This is a genomic window from Frondihabitans sp. PAMC 28766, from assembly GCF_001577365.1.
In the GTDB taxonomy this organism is placed as follows: domain Bacteria; phylum Actinomycetota; class Actinomycetes; order Actinomycetales; family Microbacteriaceae; genus Frondihabitans.
On sequence record NZ_CP014513.1, the window covers coordinates 1,263,145 to 1,282,675 of the forward strand.

Annotated in this window: 21 protein-coding genes; 19 read left to right on the plus strand and 2 right to left on the minus strand. The window is 69.5% G+C overall.

The window, feature by feature from the left end:
* Positions 1-5: 5 nt before the first annotated feature.
* The 9 genes from AX769_RS06215 to AX769_RS06255 all read left to right on the plus strand — a co-directional run bounded on the left by AX769_RS06215 (position 6) and on the right by AX769_RS06255 (position 7,652).
* Entirely contained in the window at positions 6-404 is a 399-nt protein-coding gene (locus tag AX769_RS06215) for a holo-ACP synthase (RefSeq protein WP_239451956.1), read from the plus strand.
* The gene (alr, locus tag AX769_RS06220) at positions 401-1,513 is read left to right on the plus strand and encodes an alanine racemase (protein ID WP_066277168.1); all 1,113 of its coding nucleotides are present in this window, start codon (positions 401-403) and stop codon (positions 1,511-1,513) included. The genes AX769_RS06215 and alr (AX769_RS06220) overlap by 4 nt, the downstream gene beginning before the upstream one ends.
* Positions 1,510-2,718: an alanine racemase gene (gene alr, locus AX769_RS06225; protein WP_066277171.1), complete on the plus strand. Its 1,209-nt coding sequence runs from the start codon at positions 1,510-1,512 to the stop codon at positions 2,716-2,718. The genes alr (AX769_RS06220) and alr (AX769_RS06225) overlap by 4 nt, the downstream gene beginning before the upstream one ends.
* A gap of 41 nt (positions 2,719-2,759) precedes the next feature.
* Entirely contained in the window at positions 2,760-3,242 is a 483-nt protein-coding gene (gene tsaE / locus AX769_RS06230) for a tRNA (adenosine(37)-N6)-threonylcarbamoyltransferase complex ATPase subunit type 1 TsaE (protein ID WP_066283253.1), read from the plus strand.
* 170 nt (positions 3,243-3,412) lie between these two features.
* Positions 3,413-3,727 carry a WXG100 family type VII secretion target gene (locus tag AX769_RS06235; protein WP_066277173.1) on the plus strand — a complete coding sequence of 105 codons (315 nt, stop codon included), beginning with the start codon at positions 3,413-3,415 and terminating at the stop codon, positions 3,725-3,727.
* Positions 3,724-5,538, plus strand: coding sequence for a WXG100 family type VII secretion target (locus AX769_RS06240; RefSeq protein ID WP_066277177.1), 1,815 nt, complete (start codon positions 3,724-3,726; stop codon positions 5,536-5,538). Before AX769_RS06235 ends, AX769_RS06240 begins: the two co-directional genes overlap by 4 nt.
* A gap of 10 nt (positions 5,539-5,548) precedes the next feature.
* Positions 5,549-6,217, plus strand: a complete 669-nt coding sequence (locus AX769_RS06245; RefSeq protein WP_157887486.1) for a hypothetical protein — start codon at positions 5,549-5,551, stop codon at positions 6,215-6,217.
* 13 nt (positions 6,218-6,230) lie between these two features.
* Positions 6,231-6,902 (plus strand): hypothetical protein, encoded by a 672-nt coding sequence (locus AX769_RS06250; protein ID WP_157887487.1) that lies wholly within the window; start codon positions 6,231-6,233, stop codon positions 6,900-6,902.
* A gap of 399 nt (positions 6,903-7,301) precedes the next feature.
* A complete protein-coding gene (locus tag AX769_RS06255) occupies positions 7,302-7,652 on the plus strand; it encodes a hypothetical protein (protein WP_157887488.1) in 351 nt (116 codons plus the stop codon).
* Positions 7,653-7,741: 89 nt separating this feature from the next.
* Here the strand turns inward: AX769_RS06255 and AX769_RS06260 are convergent, their stop codons facing one another.
* Entirely contained in the window at positions 7,742-8,428 is a 687-nt protein-coding gene (locus AX769_RS06260; RefSeq protein ID WP_066277191.1) for a hypothetical protein, read from the minus strand.
* A gap of 90 nt (positions 8,429-8,518) precedes the next feature.
* Here AX769_RS06260 and tsaB point away from each other — a divergent pair, with 90 nt between their 5' ends.
* From tsaB to AX769_RS06280, 4 genes are all read left to right on the plus strand, one after another.
* Positions 8,519-9,229, plus strand: coding sequence for a tRNA (adenosine(37)-N6)-threonylcarbamoyltransferase complex dimerization subunit type 1 TsaB (tsaB, locus tag AX769_RS06265; protein ID WP_066277193.1), 711 nt, complete (start codon positions 8,519-8,521; stop codon positions 9,227-9,229).
* Positions 9,226-9,777 (plus strand): ribosomal protein S18-alanine N-acetyltransferase, encoded by a 552-nt coding sequence (gene rimI, locus AX769_RS06270; RefSeq protein WP_369824067.1) that lies wholly within the window; start codon positions 9,226-9,228, stop codon positions 9,775-9,777. Before tsaB ends, rimI begins: the two co-directional genes overlap by 4 nt.
* Positions 9,774-10,826 (plus strand): tRNA (adenosine(37)-N6)-threonylcarbamoyltransferase complex transferase subunit TsaD, encoded by a 1,053-nt coding sequence (gene tsaD / locus AX769_RS06275; protein WP_066277195.1) that lies wholly within the window; start codon positions 9,774-9,776, stop codon positions 10,824-10,826. Before rimI ends, tsaD begins: the two co-directional genes overlap by 4 nt.
* Positions 10,827-11,072: 246 nt before the next feature.
* Positions 11,073-11,894 (plus strand): DUF4190 domain-containing protein, encoded by an 822-nt coding sequence (locus AX769_RS06280; protein ID WP_066277198.1) that lies wholly within the window; start codon positions 11,073-11,075, stop codon positions 11,892-11,894.
* A 26-nt stretch (positions 11,895-11,920) separates the two neighbouring features.
* On the opposite strand, the gene AX769_RS06285 is transcribed toward AX769_RS06280, so the two are convergent.
* The gene (locus AX769_RS06285) at positions 11,921-13,108 is read right to left on the minus strand and encodes a class I SAM-dependent methyltransferase (protein ID WP_066277201.1); all 1,188 of its coding nucleotides are present in this window, start codon (positions 13,106-13,108) and stop codon (positions 11,921-11,923) included.
* 234 nt (positions 13,109-13,342) lie between these two features.
* Here AX769_RS06285 and groES point away from each other — a divergent pair, with 234 nt between their 5' ends.
* From groES to AX769_RS06315, 6 genes are all read left to right on the plus strand, one after another.
* Complete coding sequence (gene groES, locus AX769_RS06290; RefSeq protein WP_066277204.1) at positions 13,343-13,639, plus strand: co-chaperone GroES; 297 nt, start codon at positions 13,343-13,345, stop codon at positions 13,637-13,639.
* A 158-nt stretch (positions 13,640-13,797) separates the two neighbouring features.
* Entirely contained in the window at positions 13,798-14,544 is a 747-nt protein-coding gene (locus AX769_RS06295; RefSeq protein ID WP_157887489.1) for a hypothetical protein, read from the plus strand.
* A 134-nt stretch (positions 14,545-14,678) separates the two neighbouring features.
* Positions 14,679-15,230, plus strand: coding sequence for a GNAT family N-acetyltransferase (locus tag AX769_RS06300; RefSeq protein WP_066277210.1), 552 nt, complete (start codon positions 14,679-14,681; stop codon positions 15,228-15,230).
* A gap of 126 nt (positions 15,231-15,356) precedes the next feature.
* Entirely contained in the window at positions 15,357-16,859 is a 1,503-nt protein-coding gene (gene guaB, locus AX769_RS06305; protein ID WP_066277212.1) for an IMP dehydrogenase, read from the plus strand.
* A 139-nt stretch (positions 16,860-16,998) separates the two neighbouring features.
* Entirely contained in the window at positions 16,999-17,937 is a 939-nt protein-coding gene (locus AX769_RS06310; protein ID WP_066277214.1) for a hypothetical protein, read from the plus strand.
* A gap of 102 nt (positions 17,938-18,039) precedes the next feature.
* Positions 18,040-19,161, plus strand: coding sequence for a GuaB3 family IMP dehydrogenase-related protein (locus AX769_RS06315; protein ID WP_066277218.1), 1,122 nt, complete (start codon positions 18,040-18,042; stop codon positions 19,159-19,161).
* Positions 19,162-19,531: the final 370 nt, after the last annotated feature.

Here is a 19,531-nt window from a genome sequence, read left to right on the forward strand (position 1 = left end):
GTTACGTGAGCATCGTGGGCATCGGAGTCGACGTCGTCGACGTCGAGCGTTTCGGTCGATCCCTCGTCCGCACGCCGGCCCTGCGTGAGCGGCTCTTCACCCCGGCCGAGCTTCTGCGAGACGGCGAGCCACGCCGGGTCGAGTCACTGGCCGCTAGGTTCGCCGCGAAGGAGGCGCTGATCAAGGCGCTCGGCGGATCGCAGGGGGTGTTCTGGCACGACATGGTCGTCGGCGCCGACGACCAGCGCGCACCGTCGTTGGCGCTGTCGGGTGGGGCGGCGTCGCTGGCCGCGTCGCGAGGCGTGACGAAAGTTCACCTTTCGCTGAGCCACGACGCCGGGGTGGCGACGGCCTTCGTCATCGCCGAAGCCGTGCCGCCTGCCTCGTCGGAGGTCGGTTCGTGACCTCCGAAGCCCTCGTCACCGTCGACACGGCGGCCCTTCGTCACAACATCGGCGTGCTGCGCTCGGCCGTCGGGTCGGCCGCGGTCATGGCCGTCGTCAAGGCGAACGCGTACGGCCACGGAGTCGAGGGGGCTGCTCGAGCCTTCGAAGACGCCGGTGTCGACTGGCTGGGCGTCGTCGACCTGACCGAGGCCGCCGCGCTGCGTGCGGCTGGCGTCAGCGTGCCGATCCTGGCCTGGTTGCACGCCCCGGGCGAAACGTTCGAGCGCGCCGTGCAGCACGACATCACCCCGGCCGTCTCCGACCTCGCGCAGCTCGAGGCGTGCGCCGTGGCCGGCGTGCCCGCGGTGCACCTCTGCATCGACACGGGGCTCAGCCGCAATGGCGCGATCGAGTCGGAGTGGGGGGCGCTCTTCGACCGCGCAGCCGAGCTCGCCGACTCGGTGCGCGTCGAGGGCCTGATGAGCCATCTCTCGAACGCCTCGCCCCAGGAGGACGGCCACCAGATGGCTGCGTTCGTGCGGGCCACCGGCATGCTGATCGAGCGCGGCATCACGCCGCCGTTGCAGCACCTCGCGGCCTCCGCTGCCGCCCTGTCGTACGGGTCGAGCAGGATCACGATGGTGCGGCTCGGTCTCGCCGCCTACGGCCTCAGCCCGTTCGACGACCGCACCTCGAAAGACCTGGGCCTGCGACCGTCGCTGACGCTGACCGTTCCGGTGATCGGCCTCAAGAAGGTCGCCGCCGGCGAGGGCACGTCGTACGGCTTCACGTGGCGAGCGACGCACGACACGACCCTGGCTCTGCTGCCCATCGGCTATGCCGACGGGATCCAGCGCGTCGCCAGCAACAACGCACACGTGCTCGTCGGCCGCCGGCTCTGCCCGGTCGTCGGACGTATTGCGATGAACGCGATGACCGTCGACCTCGGCGGCGCGGGTGACGCGGACGGCGTCGGCGACAGCGTGGCGATCGGCGACCAGGCCGTGCTCTTCGGCGACCCCGAGGCCGGCCACCCTCCCGTCGACGCGTGGGCCCGCGAGACCGGAACGATCAACTACGAGGTCGTCGCGCGGCTCTCGTCGCGCCTGCCGAGGAGGTACGTGTGAGCGACCAGCCACTCGAGGCGCCCTGGCTGCGCCGCGCCACGATCGACCTCGGCGCCTACCGCGCCAACCTCCGGCACCTCCAGGAGGTCGTTGCGCCCGCCGAGCTGATGGCGATCGTCAAGGCCGACGCCTACGGCCACGGCGCCGTGCCGATCGCTCACGCGGCCGCGGAGGCCGGCGTCGAGTGGCTCGGCGTGCTCGAGCTCGCCAACGCGCACGAGCTGCGGGCCGCCGGCGTCTCGCTCAACCTGTTCGCCTGGCAGTACGCCCCCACCGAGACCTTCGAGCGCGCGGTGTCGGAGCGCATCGACCTCGGCATCTCGACCCTGGCGCAGCTGGACGCCGTCGCGACCGCTGTGACGTCGGTCGCGCGGGCCGCGGCGCCGGACGCCGGAGAGGGCACGCCGGTCGACCTCCCGGGGCTGGTGCACCTGAGCCTCGACACCGGCCTGCATCGCGACGGGGCGACGAGCGACGAGTGGGAGGCGATCGTGACGCGGGCCGTCGAGCTGGCGAGCCGTGGCATCCTGCGCCTTCGAGGGGTGTATTCGCATCTGGCCGAGGCGTCCGACGAGGAGGACACCGATGCCGCCGTCGCGCTGACCGAAGCCGTCGGGCGCGCCGCCGAGCTGGGCGCGCGGTTCGAGCGGCGGCACCTGACGGCCTCGAGCGCCGGCATGGAGCGGCCCGAGCTACGGCTTGACATGGTGCGGATGGGGTCGAACACGTACGGGATCCCGGTCACGGACGGGGTGTCGGCGGCCGATCGCGGCCTCGTGCCGGTGATGACGCTCAGCGCCCGGGTGGCGCGAGTCAAACGGATCGCGGCAGGCACCGGGGTGTCGTACGACTACACCTGGCGGGCTCCGCAGGAGACGACGGTGGCGCTCGTGCCCATCGGCTATGCGGACGGGATTCCGCGGGCGTCGCAGCTCGGGGTCGGAGATGTCGGCGCCGTCGGCGCCGTCGGTGCCTCCGTCGCGCTCGGCGGCAAGCGCTACCCGATCGTCGGCCGCGTGGCCATGGACCAGTTCTTGATCGACGTGGGCGACGACGCCGTCGCGGTCGGCGATGAGGTGACCCTGTTCGGCACCGGTGCCGGCGGCGAGCTCACGGTCGGCGAATGGGCCGACCTCATCGGCACCATCGGCGAAGAGCTCTGCTGCGACATCGGCGCGCGCGTGCCGCGGGTGTACGTGCCGTGAGCCAGGTGCTGTTCGAGGGTGTGATCGCCTCGTCGGTCGGCATGGACGACTTCGGCGCGCGGCTGGCGACGTTGCTGCGCGCCGGCGACCTGCTCGTGCTGACCGGGCCGCTGGGGGCGGGCAAGACGACGCTGACGCGCGGGCTCGGGCGCGGGCTCGACGTGCGCGGGCAGGTGGCGTCGCCGACGTTCGTGCTGGCTCGCACGCATCCTGCGCTCCGCCCGGGTGGGGTGCCGCTGGTGCACGTCGACGCGTACCGGCTGGGCTCGGCCGCCGAGCTCGACGACCTCGACCTCGACTACGCCTCGTCGGTGGTCGTGGTCGAGTGGGGCGCGGGGATGCTCGACGGGGTCGCCGAGTCGTGGCTCGACGTGCAGATCGAACGGCCGACCGGGGCGAGCGGGGGGCCCGGGGCGCAGGATCCCGACGCGTTGCAGGATCCGGACGACGCGCCTGAAGAGCCCCGTCGCGTCCGCATCGAGGCCCACGGCCCCCGGTGGTCGGGCGTCGCCCTGCCCGCCTAGCGCCAGCCCTTACCTTTTCGGCCCCGGCGGCCCGACGGGGAGGTCGGATCCTGCCGAAAAGGTAAGGGGGAGGGCCGTGTGGGTCGAAGTGCCCACTGACCGCGTCGGGGGTTCGGCGGAGGGTGGATGTAGTACTTCAGCATTTTCGTGGGGATCGTCGAGGGGGAGAGATGGCCGACTGTCGCGTCTCACCGGCCGAGCTCTCGGCCGCGTCGGCCGAGATCGCGGCGTCCATCGCCGAGCTCGACGGGCGGCTCGATCAGGCGCACGCCGTGAAGACGACTCTGGTCGGCTCGGCCTGGTCGGGCGATGCCGCCAGCGTGTTCGGCGAGGGCGTGACCGAGTGGCAGGAGGGTGCCGCGACCGTTCGCGAGGCGCTCTCGGGCATCGCGCGGTTGCTCGAGCAGGCGTCCGTCACCTACGAGACCACCGACGACGACGTCGCCGGGGCGAGCTCGGCTGCCGCGGGCGGAGGCGCGCAGTGAACGGCTCGCACGAGGTCGACCTCGACTACCTGAACGAGTCGGCTCGCACTTTCGACGAGACCGCGACGTACTGTGAAGAGCTGCGCGCGAAGATCGGTGCGCTCGCCGCACGCCTCGGCGGCACCTGGTCGGGCCAGGCCGAGGCGCAGTTCGCCGAGCTGCAGCAGCAGTGGGCCGCGGGCGCCGCCGAGATGGCCGAGGGCATGGCCCTCATCACGCAGACGGCACGCATCGCGCACGAAAACTACAGTCGCACCAAGACGCCAACCTGCGGATGTGGGGGTGACCCGGTGACTACCGTCAAAGTGACCCCCTCGGCCTACGCCGGGGTCGCGCACACGTTCAACGGCGCGATCTCGTCGCTGACGTCGCACGCCGAGTCCGCACTCGGATCGCTGGCCGCCTCGGCAGGGATGGCCGGCTCCGACCCGGTCGGCAGTCGCTGGGCCGCCGCCTACGATCCGGTGGCCGCGTCGGTCTTCCGTGCCCTCACCGCCGCGTCGAGCACCATGGCGAGCATCTCGCACGGCATCGACGTGACCGGGCAGAACCACGCGAACTCCGATTCGGCCTCGGCAGGCAAGGGGCTGGCTGCGTGGGCCGGCTTCAGCACCCCGCATCCTGTCGCCTTCTCGTCACCGCCCTCGTCGGCAGGCGGTTCGTCCTCGCCGCCGACGGGCTGGGATCTCGTCAAGGATGCGGTCGGCGTCGCCTGGCCGAGCGGCGACACCGGCAAACTGCGCGCGACCGCCGCGGCCTGGGGCCGTCTCGCTGACGGCATCGAGGGTGTGCACTCGGCGCACCTGCGCGACTCGACGGCACCCATCGACTCGTTCATGTCGGCTGAGATCCCGCACATCCAGACGACCGTGCACACGACCTCGGCCCAGCTCACCTCGGTGGCGTCTCAAGCGCGGGGGCTGCAGTCGGCGACGAGCGGTTATGCCGATCAGATCGATGCCGTGCGGGCATCGTCCGTCATCACCCTTGTTGCTCTCGGCGCGGCCGTCACCGCTACGACCGGTGCCGGTGTAGCGCTGACGCTGTTCACCTTCGGCGGCTCGGATGCGGGCGCGGCTCTCGCGGATGCCGCCGAGGTCGCTGCCGCCGCAGCGAAGATCGCCGCGCAGATCGCGATCGTCGCCGCGTTCGTCGGCATGGCCGAGTCGACGCTCGAAGACCTGCACGTCCAGATCTCGTCGGCCAGTGCCATCCTCGAGGGCATCAGGATCGCCAAGTACGTCGTATCGACGATCAGCCCGCCGAACAAGAAAGCGAAGCCCTACTACCCGCAGGGCCCGCGCGACGGCGAGCAGAACCGGCCCATCCCGTTGCCCGGGCCTCTGCCCCTGCCCGATGGCAAGACGCTGACGCAGAAGCAGCCGAAGAAGAACGAGCGGACGCTCGTGCTGATGATCAAGCCGGGGTGGGACGAGAGTCAGGTCAAGCAAGCCGCTTTAAAAACTGCCGAACTCAATGCCATTGCTGTTTCGGGCGAAGATGGAGGCCTCCGCAGGACTCGGGTCCGCCGGGGCAAAGTCAAGAATCTTCGGAAGCGCTTTCTCCAGGAACATCCCGGGACCGACTTAGCCGGCAAAGACGTTGACCACATTCACGAGCTGCAACTCGGAGGTGAAGACGATGTCGCCAACATGCAACCCCTCGACAAAAGTGTCAATCGAAGTATCGGTGCTCAGATTCAGCAACAGATTGCCAAGGACGAGCGTGGGACGCAATACAAGCGCGTCGTGTTGATTCAGCCACCTATGGGCGTGAGCGTCCCCGAGGCGCAGGACAATTGGCCTCAGTAGCATGTTCGGCATGACGTTCGAGCAGGATGACGACGATCGCGCCATAGCCACCATTTTGCGGGAGGCGAACAAGGGCCACTCGGCAGCGCTCATGGCGGACACGGATCCAACGGGGCTATGCATGCCGAATGTCGCGGTTTATCTGCTGCGAAAGAGTTCGAAGTCCGTACGGTTGACCAGTGAGTCGTCGGTCGACAATCTCTCTGCCGCATTCTTCCTCTTTTTGAGCTATGACGTCTGGGACCGCGCCCTGCGCATTGCCCGGGAGGTGGCCGACATTCCGAAGCTACGGTGGGGGCAGTTCGAACCCCTTCGCGACATGCTCCAGGGTGCCCGGTGGTACGCCGCACGGCATGGATTGCACGAAATCGTCGATGAATTAGCAGCATCTGCCTTCCAGCCGAGCGATTATGAGCCGCTGTTCATGGACGGAGGCATCCTGAAGAGGCCGCTTGACAAGCCAAGCAGTCGAGCGAACGTTGGACTGGACCCATCACGTCCGAACGATGCCTATCCGACCAATGATCGCCCGCTGCATTTCCTCGACGATCTTGCGATGATGTCGACGATGTGGGGCTACGGCGGGTCAAAGGAGTGGCCGGTCGAGCGGCTCGAGGCAGAACGGGAGCGGCTTGAAGCAGCCATGAAGGAGCTGCCGGGGATGGCGCCGCTTGGCTAGCTCTAGCGGAATCGTGGGCGTCGAGGAGTCGCGTGAACCTCGGGGTGCCATTCGTTCGACGCTGGCGGCGGCGACTCGTGACTACGGGCCCGCCATATCGTCGGCTTTGACCGTGGAAGGCCTCGGTCTCCCCAAGGTCGCCACGCTCCTGGTGAAGAGAGCGGGCAAGTCAGTGGTCTTCACGAGCGACAGATCGAAGGTGGACCTATTGCAGGCTTTCTTCGTCCTCCTGGCCTACGACAAGTGGGATCGAGCGTCGCCCATAGCCGTCACGCTCTCACAGATCAAGAACCTGGGAACGGGTCAGTTCGCCGTTCTTCGCTACATGCTCCATGGTGCACGTTGGTATGCGGTGCGACACGGATTTGACGAAGCCGCCGAAGAGCTGACGCCTGCCGCATTTCAGCCGGACGGGTATCGGCCCCTCATTCTCGATGGCACTAGTCTCCGACGGCCGCTGGACCATCCTGTCCGGAGAGCCAATGTCGGCCTGGACCCAGACCGACCGAATGACGCATTCGTCGAAAGCGCTCGCCCGTCGCCTTTTCTGCTTGACCTGGCCGAAATGGCGACGATGTGGGGCTACGGCGGGTCGAAAGAGTGGCCTGTCGAGCGGCTCGAGGCAGAACGGGAGCGACTCGAGAGAGCAATGAAGGAGCTGCCTGGGATGGAGCCCCTTGCTTAGCGCCGCTCGCTTCGACGCTCTCGACGCGGGCGCTCGAGATGTCTGGGTGCGTTCCGGTATGAGCCCCCCGTGAGCTTTGCCGGCTATCAGGGAGGTGGGGATGCCGACGCTCGGCGTCGCCATATCCGCGGCCTTCTCGCGGAGGCGACTCGGCGGCACGGCAGGGCTATCGCGGGCGCGGTCGACCCGACGGGGATCACCCTTCCGCGGGTGGCCACGTACCTCGCCGCTCGGAGCGCCAAGTCGGTCGTCTTCACGAGTCAGCGTTCGGTCGGCTGTCTTCGGCAGGCCTTCTTTCTGCTTCTGGCAGACGGGCAGTGGGAACGAGTCGAGTTCATCGCCGACCGCCTGGCGACGGTGCGAAAACACGAATCCGGGCCATTCGAGCCCATTCGCGACATGATCAACGGTGCTCGTTGGTACGCCGTCCGGGCTGGATTGCGATCGGTGATCGAACGGCTGACGCCCGCCGCATTCGATCCGCCCGGTTACAAGCCGCTTTTCCTTTCGGGAGAGAGCCTCATGCGTCCCCTCGATGACCCGGCGACCCGCGCCAACGTGGGGCTCGACACCAACGAGCCGTTCGACATCCTGCCCGTCTCCGAGCGGCCAGGGCCTTTTCTGATGGACCTGTCGAAGATGTCGACGATGTGGGCCTACGGCGGCTCGGCAGAGTGGCCGGTCGAGCGGCTGGAGGCCGAGCGGGTGCGGCTCGAGGCCGCGATGAAAGAGCTGCCGGGAATGCACTGACGCCCAGGCCGGCGGCTACCAGGCGCTCGGGTCGATCATGCGCTCGAGGAGGCCGAAGACGGCGTTCTGCAAGAAGAGCGCCGCAGGCATCAGGCTCGCGTCGACGAGGGCCTCGGCCTCGGCGCCGCTGGCGCCCGTCGAGGCATCCCAGCCGATGACCCCGCCGAGGTAGGTCGCGGCGTCCCACACCTGGCCCGCCACGTGATCTCGCAGCTGGCTCTCGGCGAGGCCTGCTCCTCCTGCATGACGCCCTCCTGCCATGGGTCGCCGGTCGCGGCGACCTGGACGGCGTCCGAGGCCGCGGTCGTCATCGCGAGCTCGGCCCCGACGCCCCGGGCGTACTTCTCGCGAGCCTTCTCGCCCGGAGTGCGCTCCCACATCGCGCCGAGGCCGCGGGCGTCACGGAGCTCGACCGACTTCCACAGCACGGCGTCGGTGAGCTCGGCGGCGTCCTCCGTCGACGACTCGTCGACGAGCGGCGCGAGGTCGGCGAGCTGACGGGCGAGCGCGGTCTCGCCCGCGAGGTCGAGCCAGCGGGGCAGGAAGGTGCGAACGAGCCAGTCGGTGGCGAGGTAGGGGCGCAGGTCTTCGTGGCCGTCGCCGAGGGTGCCGGCCATGCGCGGGAGGTACTCCATGAGCCTGGCCATCGCGTCGCGGTCCTGCGCCCTGTCCCAGCCCTCGCTGAGGTGCTGCGTGAAGCGCCAGAGCACCGGCGAGACCCGCTCGGGCTCGAGCTCGTCGAATTCGTCGTCGCTCAGCAGGTTGATCGGCTCCATGCGGGCGACGATACCGGTCGAGCAGGATCACGGCCGGGCACGTCCCGGGCGCCGGTCGGTACGCGATCGGGCGCCGCCTACGATTGAGGCATGCTGCTTGCGATCGACACCTCGTCGGGAACCTCCGTCGCCGTCGTCGATCGCGAAGGCGGCGTGCTGGCCGAGGTCACCGAGCTCGACACCCGCCGTCACGCCGAGGTGATCGGCGAGTCGATCGCGTTCTGCCTCGACTCGGCAGGCGTCAGGCCGCAGGATCTCAGCGCAGTCGTGTCGGGCATGGGGCCGGGGCCGTTCACGGGGCTGCGTGTCGGCATCGCCGCCGCTCGCGCGTTCGCATTCGGTGCGGACAAGCCGTGCCTGCCCCTGATCAGCCACGACGCCGTGGCATTCGAGCTCACCGGCGGCTTCGCCCGCGCGACCGGCAAGCGCACCGCCGCAGCCGACCCCGACGACGTGGGTGCGGCAGGGTCGCCGCTGCTCGTCGTCACCGACGCGCGCCGCCGCGAGGTGTACTGGAGCGCCTACACCGGCATCGACGATCGGGGTCTGCCCGTGCGGCTCGCCGGCCCGTCTCTGGTGCGCCCCGCCGACCTCGACGAGGTGGTCGTGGCATCCTGCGGCCGTGACTTCGCGGAGGCTGCGGCACGCACCGACCCGGCCGACACGGCCATCTCGGCAGGCTCCCTCGGCATGCTCGGCGAGACGCTCTTCGCGAACGGCCGGCCGTTCGCCGCCGACGTGCCGCTCTACCTGCGGTCGCCCGACGTGACCGTGCCGGGTGCGCCGAAGAGGGTGTCGTGAGCCCCGTCGACGGTGTCAATGCGCCGGACGGTGTCTCTGAGCCGGACGATGTCTCTGCACCGGACGGTTTTACGGTACGCCGGGCCACACCCGACGACCTCGACGCGATCATGCTGCTCGAGACGTCGATCTTCGTCAGCGACGCGTGGAGCCCCCAGCTGATGGCCGCCGAGCTGACGAACTCGACCGGCTACTACCTCGTCGTGACCTCGTCGGCGGGCGAGATCGTCGCCTACGCCGGCATGCTGGCGCCCATCGGATCACCGGACTCCGACATCCAGACCATCGCCGTGGCGCCCGGCGCTCGCCGTCACGGCATCGCGCGCGACCTCATGCAGCGCATGATGGCCGAGGCGATCGACCGAGGCGCCCGCGAGACGTTTCTCGAAGTGCGCGTCGACAACCCGGGTGCGCAGGCGCTGTACGAGTCGCTCGGGTTCGAAGGGATCGCCGTGCGACCCCGCTATTACATGCCCGACGGGGTGGACGCGCTCGTGATGCGGGTGCGGCACCGCGCCCCCGACACGCCCGCTGGAGGCCTCTCGTGACAGAACCCGTCGTGCTCGGCATCGAGACCAGCTGCGACGAGACCGGCGTCGGCATCGTCCGCGGCCGCACCCTCCTCGCCAACGTGATCGCGTCGTCGATGGACGAGCACGCGCGCTACGGCGGCGTCGTGCCCGAGATCGCCGCCCGGGCGCACCTCGAGGCGATGCAGCCCACGCTGCAGGCGGCGCTCTCCGAGGCGAACCTCACGCTCGACGACATCGACGCGATCGCGGTCACGAGCGGCCCGGGCCTCGCCGGCGCCCTCATGGTCGGCGTCGGAGCGGCGAAAGCGCTCGCGCTCGGCGCAGGCAAGACGCTGTACGCCGTGAACCACCTCGTCGGGCACGTCGGTGCCGACGTGCTGAGAGACGATGGCACCGAGATCGAGCTGCCGACGATCGCCCTGCTGGTGAGCGGCGGCCACACGTCGCTGTTGCACGTCCGCGATCTCCTCGACGACGTCGAACTGCTCGGCGAGACGATCGACGACGCCGCGGGCGAAGCCTTCGACAAGGTGGCGCGGCTGCTCGGGCTGCCCTACCCCGGCGGACCTCAGATCGATCGCGTCGCGGCCTCGGGCGATCCTGCCGCCATCCGCTTCCCCCGCGGTCTCACGCTGCCGAAAGACCTCGACAAGCACCGCTACGACTTCTCGTTCTCGGGCCTCAAGACCGCCGTGGCGCGCCACGTCGAGAAGCTCGAGAACGCAGGATCAGAGGTGCCCACGGCCGACGTCGCAGCCAGCTTCCGCGAGGCGGTCGTCGACGTGCTGCTGACCAAGGCTCTAGCTGCGTGCGCCGATCGCGGGGTGCCACGGCTGCTGCTCGGCGGCGGTGTCGTGGCGAACGCGCGGGTGCGCTCCGTCGCCGCGTCGCGTTGTGAGAGTGCCGGGGTCGAGTTGCGCATCCCGCCGCTCTCGCTCTGCACCGATAACGGCGCGATGATCGCGGCTCTCGGAGCCGAGATGGTCGCGCGCGGTCGGCAGCCCTCGCCGCTGTCGTTCGGGGCGGACTCGACACTGCCGGTCACGCAGGCGCAGGCCGTCTAGCAGCGTACGGGCTCGACCCTTCTCGAACTCCACCGACCGGCACAGGATCTAGCCCGCGGACTAGAGCGCGTGCCGGTCGTCGGAGTGTTGCGGCGGCGGGCTGGAGTGGGGGCGCGGCGGTAGAGTCGTCGGCAAGCAGCGCCCGGGTCACGGGCGCGGCCGGACGTGGGGGCGCCCGCACTCCGGTGCGACGAGCATCCGAGGTCGATGAAGACGCCGGGTCGACGAGAAAGCAGAGCAGCGAGCATGTCCGATCAGACCTCCTCCCAGCCCGACCCCGAGGGGCCCGCCGCCGAGCAGGCCGCCGCGGAGCAGCCAGCCGGCGAGCAGCCCGCGGCCGAGCGGCCTGCCGCCGAGCGGCCTGCCGCCGAGCGGCCTGCCGCCGAGCGGCCTGCCGAGCAGCCCGTGGCCGAGCCGAGCGAGCCCGCGCAGCCCGCCTACGGCCAGGCGTGGTCGTCGTCGACACGGGAGGAACCCTCAGCCGCGAACCCGTCGCCGGCCGCACCCGCTGCCGACGACCTGCCGCAGTACGGCGAAAGGCAGGCGCCCGCCGCCGGCGCGCAGCAGCAGCCTCCGGCCTACGGCGCGCAGCAGCAGCCTCCGGCCTACGGCGCGCAGTCGTCGTCCGGCCAGCAGCCCGGCTACGGCCAGCAGCCCGGTTACGGCCAACAGCCTTACGGGCAGCAGCCCGGCTACACGCAGCCGTCGTACGGTCAGCAGCAGTACGGCGCCCAACAGCCGTCCTACGGCCAGCCGAACCCCTACGCGACACAGGGCTACAACTACGGCGCCCCGACCGGCACGACCTCGGGCCTCGCCGTCGCTTCGCTGATCCTCGGCATCGCGGGCTTCGTCGTCCCGTTCGTGCTGCCCAGCATCGCCGCCGTCATCCTCGGCTTCATGGCCCGCAGTCGCATTCGGCAGAATCCGCAGGGCGGCTCCGGTCTCGCCGTCGCCGGCATCATCCTCGGCTTCGTCGCGATCCTGATCGCGATCGTGTTCATCGTCTTCGTCGTGATCATCGGCGTGGCCGTCGCCAACAACCACAGTTTCGACTCTGGGCAGTAGCGGCGCCCAGACCCGCTCGCAGGCGCCTAGACGCGCTCGCAGAGCAGTGCTGTGTGCCGCCCGGCGACACGAGTCAAGATGAGGGTCGCCTCGTTCGACCCCGACAGCTGCAGGCGCTTACGGAAGGCCGCCGGGTCGACGTCGACACCGCGCTTCTTGATCTCGACGCGGCCGATCCCGCGCTTCTTGAGCTCCTGCCTCAGGCGCTTCTCGTCGAGCGGGAAGGTCTCGAGCACCCTGAAGCACTGCGCGAACGGCGTCGACTCCACGAGCGGCGAGGTCAGGTAGGCGATGTCGCGGCTGATCATCGTGGCGTCGAGCTGCCGCGCGAGGTCGCCGATGAGGCGTGCGCGGATGACCCCGCCGTCGGGCTCGTAGACGTACTCCTGCAGGTCGCCGACCTCGGCGTCCTCGGTGTCGCCCGCGGCGGTCAGCTCGGCGGCCCCGTGGGCGCCGAGCACGAGTGCGGCGCGCCGGATGCCCGGTCGGGCCAGCGGCCCGAACCACACGCCGACCTCGACCACCGAGCGGTCGACCGAGATCCATTGACATTCGGCGTCGCCCGGCAGCAGGTCGCGGTCGATGCCGGGGCCGAGCTTCACCCCGGTGGGCAGGCGCTCGGCGAGCCCGAACGCGATGTCGAGAGACGGCGACCAGCTCGCAGGATCCTGCAGCCGCGTCGTCGAGGAGTGCCCGCTCGTGCGCCGGGCCGGGTCGAGGAAGACGCCGTCGACGCCGGAGAGATCCGCGTCTTCGGCCGAGCCGAGTCGTACCTCTGCGGCCTCCCACGGGGCGAGGTTGTACGTGGCGACCGCGGCGGTGACCTCGTCGCGGTCGATGGCGACCACCCCGAGCTCGAGGGCGGCGAAGGCCATCGCGTCTCCGCCGATGCCACAGCCGAGGTCGGCGACGGTCTGGAGGCCGGCGCGGCGGAATCGCCCGGCGTGCGTCGAGGCGACGGGGAGGCGCGTGGCCTGCTCGAGGCCCGCCTCGGTGAAGAGCATGCGGTCGGCGAAGTCGCCGAACTTGGCGTGGCCCTTGGCGCGCAGGCGGGCCTGCGTCAACACTGCCGCCACGAGAGCGGGGGAGTGGCCCTGCTTGCGGAGGCCGCTGACCTGCGCGAGCACATCTGATCCTGCCTCGAAGGGCGGCAGGGAGTCGAGCAGCCGCAGGCCCTCGGGGGTGAGGAGTTCGCGGAGCTCGGAGGTTTCCATACTGCGAGCTTACGGACCGGGACATTTGGAGAATGCCTCCGGACGAGGCCATTGGACTTGGCACTCGGATTGACCGAGTGCCAGCGGAGCCCTAAGCTTCTTCTGGCACTCACCTACGTGAAGTGCTAACCACGGATCTCCCGGGCTCATGAGAAACGCATGAGTCCATGGAAATCCGTAGTCCACGGATTACAGTTCCGCTGTCGCAGCTCGTTGAGAAAGAAGAGGTCACCCGTGTCGGTCAACATCAAGCCGCTCGAAGATCGCATCGTCATCCGTCAGGTCGAGGCCGAGCAGACCACTGCCTCGGGCCTCGTGATCCCCGACACCGCCAAAGAGAAGCCCCAGGAGGGCGAAGTCGTCGCCGTAGGCCCCGGCCGCATCGACGACAACGGCAACCGCGTCCCCCTCGACGTCGCCACGGGCGACAAGGTCATCTACTCGAAGTACGGCGGAACCGAGGTGAAGTACGGCGGAGAAGACCTGCTCGTGCTCTCGGCTCGCGACGTTCTGGCGGTCATCGTCAAGTAGCACCGCTTCAGCCGAAGGGCCCCTCTCGTCACGAGAGGGGCCCTTCGTCGTGCCGATGGCGACCACGGGGCGGGTCAGCGCCAGAATCACCCGCGTGTCCTCTCTTTTGCCGACAGTCGATGCCGTGAGAACGCTGACCGCGTGCCACGATGGTGTCGATGTCATCGCTCCCCGACGCGAGGCCGACGCCACCCCCGCGTAGTCGCCTCACCGACGCGCTGTTCGCCGTGGGCCGACCGCTGCTCTACGTCTCGTTCGCGCTCTACCAGCTCGAGGTGCGCCGCAACCTCTACCCGCGCGACGCCCCGGTGCTGCGTGTCGCGGGCGTCGACCCGCTGCGCCTGCTCTTCGTGGGCGACGTCGCCGCCTCGGGGCACGGCGTCCTGAGCCACGGGCTGACGGTCGCCACGCGGACGGCCGAGCACATCGCGAGCGAGTCGAATCGGGGTGCCGTCTGGTCGATCGTCGCCGAGCCCGACCTCACGCTGCGGAAGCTCGCCTCGCGCCGCTCCTTCGACGCCGAGGGGGTCGAGGTCGCCTTCCTCCTGCTCGGCATCCCCGACGTCCTCCTCAGCACCAGGCCCGAGCGTTGGGCCGCCCATCTCGAGACCGTGACGCGCAGGATCCAGGCCGAGTCGGGTCTCCGCGCCTGTCGCGTCTTCATCTCGGGCATCCCCCCGCTGTCGGATTTCCGCCCCATCGGCATGGCCGTCCGCCGCGTCATCAACCAGCAGGTCGAGCGTCTCAACGCGGCCAGCGCCGAGGTCGCGGCGGTGACGCCTGGCCTCACGTTCGTGCCCTTCCCCACGTGGCGCATCGGCGACATGTACATCAAGCGGATGTTCTCGTGGAAGACGATGCACGATGCGTGGGCCGAGACGCTTGCGTCTTCGTTGCGGCGCTGACGCTTGCGTCTTCGTTGCGGCGCTGACGCTTGCGTCTTCGTTGCGGCGCTGACCCTCGCCTCCTCCGTCAAGCGCTGACGCCGGCCTCGTCGGTTGCGCGCTGAGGCCTCCGCCCGGCCCGGTATCGTCGGAGGGTGCCTTCCGAGATCCAGCTGCCGAGCGGCGCCGTGCTTCGGCCTCTCGCTCTCGGCGATGCCGCGGCGCTCGCGTCTGCGTACACGGTGAATCGTGACCATCTGGCCCCGTGGGATCCTGTGCGCTCCGAGGCGTTCTTCACCGCGGCCGTGCAGGGCGTCGAGATCGAGCGCCTGCTGCTCGACCAGGATGAGGGGCGAGCGGTTCCGTTCGTGCTGGTGGCGGCCGAATCGGGCGAGATCGTGGGCCGCGTCAATCTCTCGGGCATCGTCCGCGGTGTCTTCCACAGCGCCAATCTCGGCTACTGGGTCGACGCGCGCCTGGCCGGGCGCGGCGTCATGTCGGCCGCAGTGGAGGCTGTGGCCCACATCGCCCGCACCGAGACCCGGCTGCATCGCCTGCAGGCCGGCACGCTGCTCCACAACGCGGCCTCGCAGGCGGTGCTGCGGCACACCGGCTTCACCGAGATCGGCATCGCGCCCGATTACCTCTTCATCGCTGGTCGATGGCAGGATCACCGGCTGTTCCAGCGGATTCTGTACGCCGCGTGATCCTGCGGCCGTCGCATCCTGCCTCTACACCTCTGGAATAGAATCCGCCGCTCTGAGTTAAGATGCATTACCGGTCTTCGACGGCGAATCCGGGTTCTCATTCACTTCTCGCGCACAAGGTGGCACATGGACCAGCCGGACCCCTTCGGATTCATCGGACTCACGTACGACGACGTCATGCTCCTGCCCGGGCAGACCGACGTCATCCCCTCCGAGGCGGACACCTCGTCGCAGCTCACCAAGCGCATCCGGGTGGCCGTCCCGCTGCTCTCCGCCGCGATGGACACCGTCACCGAGTCGCGCATGGCCATCGCCATGGCGCGCCAGGGCGGCATCGGCATCATCCATCGCAACCTCTCGATCGAAGACCAGGCGGCGCACGTCGACAAGGTCAAGCGCTCGGAGTCGGGCATGATCACCAACCCGGTCACCACGTCACCTGACGCGACCGTCGCCGACGTCGACGCGCTCTGCGGCCAGTTCCGCGTCTCCGGTCTGCCGGTCGTCGAGCGCGACGGCACGCTCGTCGGCATCATCACCAACCGCGACATGCGCTTCGTGTCGCAGTTCGAGATGGCCACCACGCTCGTCCGCGACGTCATGACCTCCGAGAACCTCATCACCGCGCGCGAGGGTGTCGACCCCGACTCGGCCGTCGCGATCTTCGCGCAGCACAAGATCGAGAAGCTGCCCCTCGTCGACGAGGCGGGCAAGCTGCGCGGTCTCATCACGGTCAAAGACTTCGACAAGAGCGAGAAGTATCCCGACGCCACGAAGGACGACGAAGGTCGCCTGCGCGTGGGCGCTGCGATCGGCTTCTTCGGTGATGCCTGGCAGCGTGCGCAGGCGCTTCGCGACGCCGGCGTCGACGTGCTCGTCGTCGACACCGCCAACGGCGAGAGCGCCGGCGAGATCGACATGATCAAGCGCATCAAGGCCGACCCGACCTTCGACCACATCGACGTCATCGGCGGCAACGTCGCGACCCGCTCGGGCGCCCAGGCGCTGATCGACGCCGGTGCCGACGCCATCAAGGTCGGCGTGGGCCCGGGCTCGATCTGCACCACCCGCGTCGTCTCCGGCGTCGGCGTGCCGCAGGTCACGGCGGTCTACGAGGCGTGGCTCGCCGCCCGCGAGGCCGGCGTGCCCGTCATCGCCGACGGTGGCCTGCAGTACAGCGGCGACATCGCCAAGGCGCTCGTCGCCGGCGCCGACACCGTCATGCTCGGCTCGCTTCTCGCCGGCTGCGACGAGAGCCCCGGTGACATGGTCTTCTTGAACGGCAAGCAGTTCAAGGCGTACCGCGGCATGGGCTCGCTCGGCGCCATGCAGACTCGCGGCAAGAACACTTCGTACTCGAAAGACCGCTATTTCCAGGCCGACGTCCCCTCCGACGACAAGCTCATCCCCGAGGGCGTCGAGGGCCAGGTGCCCTATCGCGGTGCGCTCGGCAATGTGGTCTACCAGCTGGCCGGCGGCCTGCGCCAGTCCATGTTCTACGTCGGCGGCCGCACCGTCCCCGAGCTGAAGGCCCGTGGCAAGTTCGTGCGCATCACGGCGGCTGGCCTCAAAGAGAGCCACCCGCACGACCTGCAGATGGTCGTCGAGGCGCCCAACTACCGCGGCTAGCCCCTCCCCCCCGTTTTACCTATAGGTGCGGCCCTCCCGACAGGAAACTTCCTGTCGGCGGGGCCGCTTCCCTGTGGAGAATGCCTGGGGCCTGTGGAGAACCGGGCGACCGCCCACATCGGCCCGACACCCTGTCAGGATGCATCTTCCCGCCTGCCCCATCGAGGGTGTCTACGCTGCCCATTCCGTCGCCGACGATCGTGCCCTTCGGAGATCCTGCGCACGAGGCGAGATCGTGCGCGTTCGGCGCGGCGCCTACGTCCTGGCCTCGCTGTGGCACCAGGCGCGGCCCCGCGAGAAGAGCCTGCTGCGGATCGCCGCGGTGAGCTCGACCCGCGGCTTCGCCGACCTGCTGTCGCATCACTCAGCGGCGGCCGTCCTGGGCATCCGGACTCTCAGCGAAGACGACCGGGTGCACATCGTCGACCCCCGAGCGCGGACGACCAGAACAGTCAGCGGTCTCGTCATCCACGCGGGCAGCCCGGATCGACACGAAGCTCTCGGTCTCGAGCCCTTCCGAGCGACCGGCACAGCGCGGACGGCGGCCGACCTCGCGCTGACCACGCCGTTTCGGGACGGCGTCGCCGCTCTGGACTCCGCGCTGCACCAGCAGGAGACGGAAGACGGTCGAGAAGTGCTTCTCGCCGCAGTGAGGCGCGAAGTGGATGCGAGCGAGCGCGTCCACGGGCAGAAGACGGCTCGACGCGTGCTCGAGTTCGCCGACCATGGGGCCGCCAACCCGGGTGAGAGTGCGTCCCGCGTCGTCATGGCCGAGCTCGGCTTCGCTTCGCCGCGACTGCAGGAGCCGTTCGACATCGGCCGCGGCACGAACGCCTTCGTCGACTTCTGGTGGGAGCGCGCCGGTGTCGTCGGCGAGTTCGACGGCTTCGAGAAATACTCCGACCCCGGGATGCTGAACGGGCGAACGCCGTCCGACGTCGTCGTCGCGGAGAAAGAACGCGAATCGCGTCTCCTGGCCGATCGTCGAGTCCGCCGCGTCGTGCGGTGGACCTGGGACGACGTCATGCACCCGGACCGCCTCTACCGGCTGCTGGCTCGGGCCGGAGTGCCGCGATAGCCCGCGCGACGCTCCCCGCAGGGTTGCGGCCCGAGCGACAGGAAGTTTCTGTGCGGGGGACGCCTGCCTATAGGTAAAACGGGGGACCGGTAAGGTTGGGGCGTGACTGAGGTAGAGATCGGCGTCGGCAAGCGCGCCCGCAGAGCGTACGCATTCGACGACATCGCAGTCGTCCCGTCAAGACGCACGCGAGACCCGCGCGACGTCAACGTCGGCTGGTCGATCGACGCGTTCCAGTTCGAGACCCCGATCATCGCGGCCCCCATGGACAGCGTGATGAGCCCCGAGACGGCGATCCGCATCGGGCAGCTCGGCGGCCTCGGCGTGCTCGACCTCGAAGGCGTGTGGACGCGGTACGACGACGCCGACGCGATCCTGAAAGAGATCCGCGAGCTGTCCGACGACGCCGCGACCACCAGGATGCAAGAGATCTACGCCGCCCCCATTCGCCCCGATCTCGTGACCGCTCGTCTGGCCGAGATCCGCGCAGCGGGTGTCGTGGTCGCGGGGGCGCTCAGCCCTCAGCGCACGCAAGACCTCTACCAGACGGTGGTCGACGCCGGGGTCGACGTGTTCGTGATCCGCGGCACCACCGTCTCGGCCGAGCACGTGTCGAAGAGCAGCGAGCCGCTCAACCTGAAGAAGTTCATCTACGAGCTCGACGTGCCCGTGATCGTGGGCGGCGCCTCGACCTATACCGCCGCGCTGCACCTCATGCGCACCGGCGCCGCCGGCGTGCTCGTCGGCTTCGGCGGTGGGGCCGCCTCGACCACGCGTTCCACGCTCGGCATCCACGCGCCGATGGCGACGGCTCTCGCCGACGTCGCAGGCGCTCGGCGCGACTACCTCGACGAGTCGGGCGGGCGCTACGTGCACGTCATCGCCGACGGTGGCCTCGGCACGAGCGGCGACCTCGTCAAGGCCGTCGCTGTCGGCGCCGACGCGGTGATGCTCGGCGCGGCCCTCGCTCGCGCCACCGACGTGCCCGGCGGCGGCTACCACTGGGGCGCCGAGGCGCACCACCCCGAGCTGCCCCGAGGCCGCCGCGTGCACGTCGGCTCGACCGGCACCCTCGAGAACATCCTCTACGGCCCGACGCCGACGGCCGACGGCACCGCGAACCTCATGGGCGCCCTGCGCCGCTCAATGGCCACGACCGGCTACAGCGACCTCAAGGAGTTCCAGAAGGTCGAAGTCGTGGTGGCCCCGTACCACCCGCACTGACCGACCTTCCCTACGCCTCGGGCGAACCGAGGGCCCCTCAGGGAATCAGTCGCCCCGGATCCTGGTTGTCTCCACGAACGAGCAGCCCGGCTCCTCGGCGCACGGCCGACGGTAGGCTGAGACGACTGCCCCTGATTCTTCTGGAGACCAGCCCATGGTTGACGTGCGTCGTGTGAAACTCCCTGGTGTGGGGGTTCTGCACACCTTCATCACCGACGACGGTGGCAAGTGCGGCGTGATCACGCATCGCTCGGGTCACAGCGACCTCATCACGTTCAGCGACGAGGGCGACGGCAAGGACGTCAAGAAGGTGTCGCTCCGTCTGAGCGAAGACGAGGCGCACACCCTCGCCGAGCTGCTCGGCGGCACC